We start from the raw sequence: 7,055 nt of genomic DNA, 5'->3' as shown, positions 1-7,055 counted from the left end.
CGCAGCTTTTGGGTTTTTAGCGTGTTTTTTCTGTTTCGGGGGGGGGGGTTGGTGTTTGGTTGGGAGTGTTTTTGGGGGGGGTTTTGTTGTTTGGGTTTTTTTTTTTTTGGTTTGGGGGTTTTTTGGTGGTGGGGGGGGGGGCCCCCCCCCCCGCCCGCGCCCATGGCGCCGGTCACCGTGTGCTTGACCGAATCCTCGGTTTCGAAGAATTTGTGGAATCCGAGTTTCTCCAGCTCACGGCGCAGATCCGGGACCGGGTAGTCGGGCAGCAGGACGGTGGCGTCCTTGTTGACGTACTCCAGCAGATGAGCGGCGTCGAAATGGTCGCGGTGCAAATGGGAAACGTAGAGGAAATCGCAGTTCCCCAGTTCCTCCCAATCGAGCTGGGTGTTGTCCGGGAACGGGAACCAGGAACCGAAGTACGCGGGGTTCACCCAGGGATCGCATAGGATCGTCCCGGCCGCGGTCCGGATATGGAATCCCGCATGTCCGACGCTGGTGATCTGCACGTGCTCGCTCCTCTTGACCGATTGCAGGCTTCCAGGGTAGTGGCTCAGGACGAGATTTCCCCGATGCAGTAGCCGTTGTCACCATCTGCGAGGACAAATGTCCGATTCTGCGTGACGCCCGAGGCATTTGTCACCGGCGCTGTCACCGACATATATCCCGGGGTCAGCTGCTGGGAACTGATCTGCTGATCGGTGAAACCGGTGGTTCCGGTGAGCATGCCGGGGTTGTTCGCCAACGGCGCGGGCACCGGCGCGCCGGTGGCCTGGGGATCCCAGGTAGCCGGATTCGCCGCGCAGACCAACGGATATTCGGCTTCCTGATCGTCGGGGTGCAACGGCTGACCGACGAGCCGGGCCAGGTAGCGGCGCACGGTGTGCCGGGCGTCGGCGGCATCGTGCGCCGGTTCCACGCCGGCGGGGAACACGCGGCCGCAGGCATATCCGGACGCCACCCGATCCCGCTCGGCCGTGACACTCGTCACTCCGTCTGTCCAGGTGAGGGTTCCGTCGGTCGCCGTACCCGGCTGGGCCAGCGCACTGAGCACGGCATCGGGGTCGGCGTACATGGTCTGCGCGGTGAGGGGCGGGATGGTCCAGCAGGCCTCTTGGAGGGTCGTGAGATCACCGGCACGCAGGTCGACGGCGAAACGTTGCAGTGCGGGAGCAGCCTCCGGAACCCCGGGCACCTCGCCGACCACCGGTGCGTCCGCGGGGATCGGCGGCAGTGTGGGCGAAGGCGCCACGGCGGTGGCGGTAGCCGTCGGCGCGGCGCCGGTATCGGTATCGGCCGACTCGGTGACCGGATCGTCGACCGGGATACCGGAGACCGAATCACATCCGGTGGCCAGCAGCAGACCGGCCGCGGCCAGCCCGAGCACCGCCGACCGGCCCCGGCGGCGGCGCGGTGCGGCACCGGCGCCGAGATCGTCTGCACGGCGCGGTGCGGTTGCGCGGCCGGGTCGGCGCGACGGTACGGGGCGGACGCGTTCCACTTCGACGATCACCTTTCCTGCGGTACATACCGGTTCGAACAGGGCCCGCCGGGCGTGCTTTCGCGGGCCGGGCGGCGCCGGTCATCATGGCAGCGACTACGCTAGCGGACTTGTGGATCCCGTCTACCGGACTGTCATCGGGCTGGCCCGGACCGTCTTCTTCCTCGAGGGCCTGAAATTCACCGTCACCGGCGACGAGAACATTCCCGCCACCGGCGGTGCGGTGCTCGCGGTCAACCACACCGGGTACATGGATTTCACCTACGCGGGCCTGCCGGTGCGTACCCCCAAGCGCTATATCCGGTTCATGGCCAAACACGAGGTCTTCGAGAACAAGATCTCCGGCCCGATCATGCGGGCCCTCAAACATATTCCGGTCGACCGCACCGCCGGCGCCGACTCGTACCAGGCCGCCGTGAACTATCTGCGCCGCGGCGAACTCGTCGGCGTGTACCCCGAGGCCACGATCAGCCGCAGCTTCGAGATCAAACAGCTGAAATCGGGTGCGGCCCGGATGGCCCTCGAAGCCGATGTGCCGATCATTCCGATCGTCATCTGGGGTGCGCAGCGCGTGTGGACCAAGGGGTATCCGAAACGGCTCGGCCGCACCAACACCCCGATCTCCATCGCCGTCGGGGAACCGATCCGGCCCTATGAGCCCGCAGCCGAACTCACCGCCGAACTGCGTTCCACGATGCAGCGGCTGCTGCACGGGTTGCAGGAGAACTACCATCACGAACCCGGCGCCTACTGGGTTCCCGCGCGGCTCGGCGGCAGTGCCCCTACCCTGGAAGAAGCCGACGCGATGGACGCCGCCGAGGCCGCCCAGCGAGCCGCCCACAAACGCGGCGGCGACGGCGCGGCGGACGCATAACCACTGCGAGGCGTTACCGGGAGCGGGTATATCCGCAGGTAGTGAGCAGGAGTCGCGATGGCGCGGGAGCCAGTTTTCGATATTCTCGCCGGGCTGGTGCATACGGTGTGCTTCGCCCAGGGCTTGCGGGTGGATATCCGCGGCCAGGAACATATCCCACGCGCCGGTGGTGCGGTACTCGCGGTGAACCACACTTCCTACCTGGATTTCATGCAGGTCGGGGTGGTGGGGCGCAGGTCGGGCCGCAATGTGCGGTACATGATGAAAGCCGAACTCGAACACGGCATCGTCGGTTTCCTGATGAAGCACTGCAAGGCGATCGGCGTGGACCGCACGGCGGGCGCGGAATCGTTCGGGCGCGCGGTCGAGGCGCTACGCGAGGGGGAACTGGTCGTTGTCTATCCGGAGGCGACCATCAGCCGCAGTTTCGAACTGAAGGAATTCAAATCGGGTGCGGCCCGGATGGCCCTGGAATCCGGTGCGCCGATCATTCCGCTGGTCATCTGGGGTGCACAGCGAATCTGGACCAAGGGATTTCCCCGCCGGCTCGGCCGGCACAATTTCCCGATCAATATCCGGATCGGCGAACCGCTGGAAGCCACGGGTTCGCCCGACGAGGTAACCACCGCGCTGCGCACTCGGATGAGCGATCTGCTGACCGCGGCGCAGGACGGCTACCCGATGCCCGCCGGTGAGCCGTGGGTACCGGCCCGATCGGGCGGGAGCGCCCCGACCCTCGAACAGGCCGCGGTACTGGAGGCCGAGGAGTACGCCCGCCGGCATACCCCACGCCCCTAGCCCGAAGGCCGCGCGACGGGCTCGGCGAGATCTCCTACGGCATCCCCGACCGGCCGAACCTCGGCTCGCCGTTCCGGCAGCTCGGCACCGGTCGGCGTTCGCTGCGATCCGGTGGATGAGCTGTCCACACTCGTCCACAGCGATCTCTATGCCGGCGGGTCCGCCGCTTCCTGGCTCTCCGCTGCGCTCATCGCCCTGACCGGGCGGTCCGCCGGGCGGCTGGAAGCGGTGGATACGGACCGCGCCGCGGCGGACTTCGCTTCCGGCGGCCCCCTCGTTCCGGCCGACCGGCCGCATCCTCAACCACCGGCGTTGGCGCCCCACCGCAAGTATCCCCATTCATCCACAACTGCCGATGCCGTTCACCTCACCTGTTGACAAAATACCCTAGGGGGGTACCGTAAGGGGCAGAGGCGGCGCGGACCGCCTGGAAAACCGTTGGATGGAGCATCGGATGAATACGTCGACCAAGTTCGCCGGCTTCGCGCTCGGACTTGTCGCGCTGTTCGGAGTCGCCCTGGGGGTCGGAACTCTTGTGGAGTCACCGGACAGCGAGCCGGAGACCCACGACACCGCGGCACCGGCCCCCGGCACACCCGCCGGCCCCGGCGGCCTGACCGACACCGCCGGCGGATACACGCTGGTGGTGGCGGACCCGATCACCGAATCCCGGCGCGACGCCACGCTGCGCTTCCGGATCGAGGACAGTACGGGCCGACCGGTGCAGCAGTACACGACCGAGCACGAGAAAGACCTGCACCTGATCCTGGTACGCCGCGATATGACCGGGTATCAGCACCTGCATCCCACCCTCGGCGCGGACGGCACCTGGAGCGCACCGGTGAACCTCGGCCGCGCCGGCGATTACCGGGTCTTCGCGGACTTCGTCACCGCCGACGGGCAGCCGTTCACGCTCGGGACCGAGCTGCGGGTCGCGGGCCGGTACGAGCCCCAGGCCTTGCCCGCCCCGGCCACCACCGCGACCACCGGCGACTACACGGTAGAGCTGAACGGAACCCTCGCGGCGGGACAGTCCACCGACCTCACCCTCACGGTCTCCCGCGACGGGCAACCGGTCACCGATCTACAGCCCTACCTGGGGGCGTACGGTCATCTCGTGGCCCTGCGCGCCGCCGACCTCGGCTATCTCCACGTCCACCCGGCCGGCCATCCCGGCGACGGAACCACCCCGGCCGGTCCGGGCGTGCGTTTCGCGGTAACGGCGCCCGGCGCCGGGGACTACCGGCTGTTCTTCGAATTCCGGCATGCGGGAACCGTGCACCGGGCCGAGCTGACCGTTCCGGTCGAACCCGGTACCACCGCCCCGCAACCGGCACCCGAACCCACCGAACCCGGCCACGGCCACTGATCCGGCCACACGGAGCGAGCGAAATCATGACCACACAGACACCCCGTGAGACGTCCACCGCCCAACCCTCGACCGAACAGGTCGAACTGGTGATCGGCGGGATGACCTGCGCCTCCTGCGCCAACCGTATCGAGAAGAAACTCAACCGGCTCGACGGTGTGACCGCGACGGTCAACTACGCGACCGAGAAGGCCCGCGTCCAGTTTCCGGAAAACCTCACCCCCGACGACCTGGTCGCCGTGGTCGAACAGACCGGATACACGGCCGCGCTTCCGCAGGCGCCCGCCGAGGAGAAGACCACCACCGAACCGGCCGACCCCACCGATTCCCTGCGCACCAGGTTGCTGATCTCGCTGGTGCTCACCGTTCCGGTGATCGCCATGGCGATGATCCCGGCATTGCAGTTCACCAACTGGCAATGGCTGTCGCTCACGCTGGCAGCACCGGTCGTCGTCTGGGGCGCGCTGCCGTTCCACCGGGCGGCGTTGACGAATCTGCGGCATGCCACCGCGACCATGGACACCCTGGTCTCGCTGGGCACCCTGGCCGCATTCGGCTGGTCGCTGTACGCGCTGTTCTGGGGCACCGCCGGCACCCCCGGCATGACCCACCCGTTCGAATTCACGATCGCGCGGATGGACGGTACCGGCAGCATCTACTTGGAGGCCGCCGCCGGTGTCACCACCTTCATCCTGGCCGGACGGTACTTCGAGGCGAAGTCCAAGCGCCGCGCGGGAGCCGCGCTGCGGGCCCTGCTGGAGCTCGGCGCCAAAGAGGTATCGGTGCTGCGCCCCGCGGGCGCGGACGGCTGGACCGAAGAGCGGATACCGGTGGAACAGCTCGCCGTCGGCGACCGCTTCGTGGTCCGTCCGGGTGAGAAAATCGCCACCGACGGCGTGATCGTGGACGGTTCGTCCGCGGTGGATGTTTCGATGCTGACCGGGGAATCCGTGCCGGTGGAAGTCGGTCCGGAAGATTCGGTCGCCGGTGCGACCGTGAACGTGGGTGGTCGCATCACCGTGCAGGCCACCCGGGTCGGATCCGATACCCAGCTCGCGCAGATGGCCCGCATGGTCGAAGACGCGCAATCCGGAAAGGCGCAGGCCCAGCGGCTGGCCGACCGGATCTCCGGGGTTTTCGTCCCGATCGTGATCGCGCTCGCCGTGGCCACCCTCGGCTTCTGGCTCGGCACCGGCGGTGCGGTCGCGGCGGCCTTCACCGCGGCGGTGGCGGTGCTGATCATCGCCTGCCCGTGCGCGCTGGGTCTGGCGACCCCGACCGCGCTCATGGTCGGCACCGGTCGCGGTGCGCAGCTGGGCATCCTGATCAAGGGCCCCGAGGTGCTGGAGAACACCCGCCGGGTGGACACCGTAGTCCTCGACAAGACCGGCACCGTGACCACCGGCAAGATGGCACTGCTCGATGTGGTGGCCGCGGCCGGCGAAGACACCGACGAGGTGCTGCGGCTGGCGGGTTCGCTGGAGGACTCGTCCGAACACCCCATCGCCAAGGCCATCGCCGACGGTGCGCGCCAGCGCGTGGGCGCCCTGCTGCCGGTCGAAGGTTTCCACAACAACGCCGGGCTCGGCGTGGAAGGCGTGGTCGACGGCCACGCGGTGATCGTGGGCCGCGTCGGACTGCTCGCCGATTACGCCCTCACCCTGGACGACGACCTGCGTGACGCCATGCGCTCGGCCGAAGCCGAGGGCCGGACGGCGGTGGCCATCGGCTGGGACGGTAAGGCCCGCGGCGTGCTCGTGGTCGCCGATACCGTGAAACCGACCTCTGCCGAGGCGGTTTCCCGGCTGCGGGCACTCGGCCTCACCCCGATCATGCTCACCGGCGACAACACCACCGCGGCGCAGGCCATCGCCCGGCAGGTCGGCATCGACGAGGTGATCGCCGAGGTGCTGCCGCAGGACAAGGTCGCGGTGATCGAACGGCTGCAGGGCGAAGGTCGCACCGTCGCGATGGTCGGCGACGGCGTGAACGACGCCGCCGCCCTGGCCCGCGCCGACCTCGGCCTGGCCATCGGCACCGGTACCGATATCGCCATCGAGGCCGCCGATCTCACCCTGGTCCGGGGCGACCTCACCGCCGCCCCCGACGCCATCCGGCTGGCCCGGCGCACCCTCGGCACCATCAAGGGCAACCTGTTCTGGGCCTTCGGCTACAACGTGGCGATGATCCCGCTGGCCATGGCGGGTCTGCTCAACCCGATGCTGGCCGGCGCCGCGATGGCGTTCTCCTCGGTGTTCGTGGTGAGCAACAGTCTGCGCCTGCGCAGGTTCCGGCCGACCCACTGACCGGCATCAAGGGCCGGGGGGGCCCACCCCCGGGGCCCCCCCCCGGGTGGGGGGGACGGGGGGGGCCCGCAACCGGGTTGACCCCGCCGTCACCGAGGCGCTACGCGCGGTCGGACTGGAGGATGTGGGCGCCACCCCGGCCGGGGATCTGTCGCTGGGCCGGCAGAAACTGGCCGGTGTCGCGCGGGCCCTCGTCGGCAACTGCCG

6 protein-coding genes are annotated in these 7,055 nt (G+C 68.6%); 4 read left to right on the top strand and 2 right to left on the bottom strand.

The genetic code is table 11. The annotated features are described in order from the left end of the window. Positions 1 to 509: MBL fold metallo-hydrolase (locus QH196_RS16525; protein ID WP_280416687.1), on the bottom strand; the 509-nt coding region annotated here is incomplete at its 3' end. A 44-nt stretch (positions 510 to 553) separates the two neighbouring features. Continuing rightward, the gene (locus tag QH196_RS16520) at positions 554 to 1,513 is read right to left on the bottom strand and encodes a hypothetical protein (protein ID WP_280416686.1); all 960 of its coding nucleotides are present in this window, start codon (positions 1,511 to 1,513) and stop codon (positions 554 to 556) included. Between the two features lie 100 nt (positions 1,514 to 1,613). Between QH196_RS16520 and QH196_RS16515 the strand changes: the two genes are divergently transcribed. The 4 genes from QH196_RS16515 (at position 1,614) to QH196_RS16500 (ending at position 6,848) form a co-directional block, all read left to right on the top strand. Beyond that, positions 1,614 to 2,375 carry a lysophospholipid acyltransferase family protein gene (locus QH196_RS16515; RefSeq protein ID WP_280416685.1) on the top strand — a complete coding sequence of 254 codons (762 nt, stop codon included), beginning with the start codon at positions 1,614 to 1,616 and terminating at the stop codon, positions 2,373 to 2,375. A 57-nt stretch (positions 2,376 to 2,432) separates the two neighbouring features. Next, a complete protein-coding gene (locus QH196_RS16510) occupies positions 2,433 to 3,173 on the top strand; it encodes a lysophospholipid acyltransferase family protein (RefSeq protein ID WP_280416684.1) in 741 nt (246 codons plus the stop codon). Positions 3,174 to 3,627: 454 nt separating this feature from the next. After that, complete coding sequence (locus QH196_RS16505; RefSeq protein WP_280416683.1) at positions 3,628 to 4,542, top strand: hypothetical protein; 915 nt, start codon at positions 3,628 to 3,630, stop codon at positions 4,540 to 4,542. Positions 4,543 to 4,568: 26 nt separating this feature from the next. Further along, positions 4,569 to 6,848: a heavy metal translocating P-type ATPase gene (locus QH196_RS16500; RefSeq protein ID WP_280416682.1), complete on the top strand. Its 2,280-nt coding sequence runs from the start codon at positions 4,569 to 4,571 to the stop codon at positions 6,846 to 6,848. The last annotated feature ends 207 nt before the right edge of the window (positions 6,849 to 7,055 follow it).

Source organism: Nocardia carnea, from assembly GCF_029868325.1.
In the GTDB taxonomy this organism is placed as follows: Bacteria; Actinomycetota; Actinomycetes; order Mycobacteriales; family Mycobacteriaceae; genus Nocardia; species Nocardia carnea_C.
This window is presented reverse-complemented; position numbering and strand designations above follow the sequence as displayed.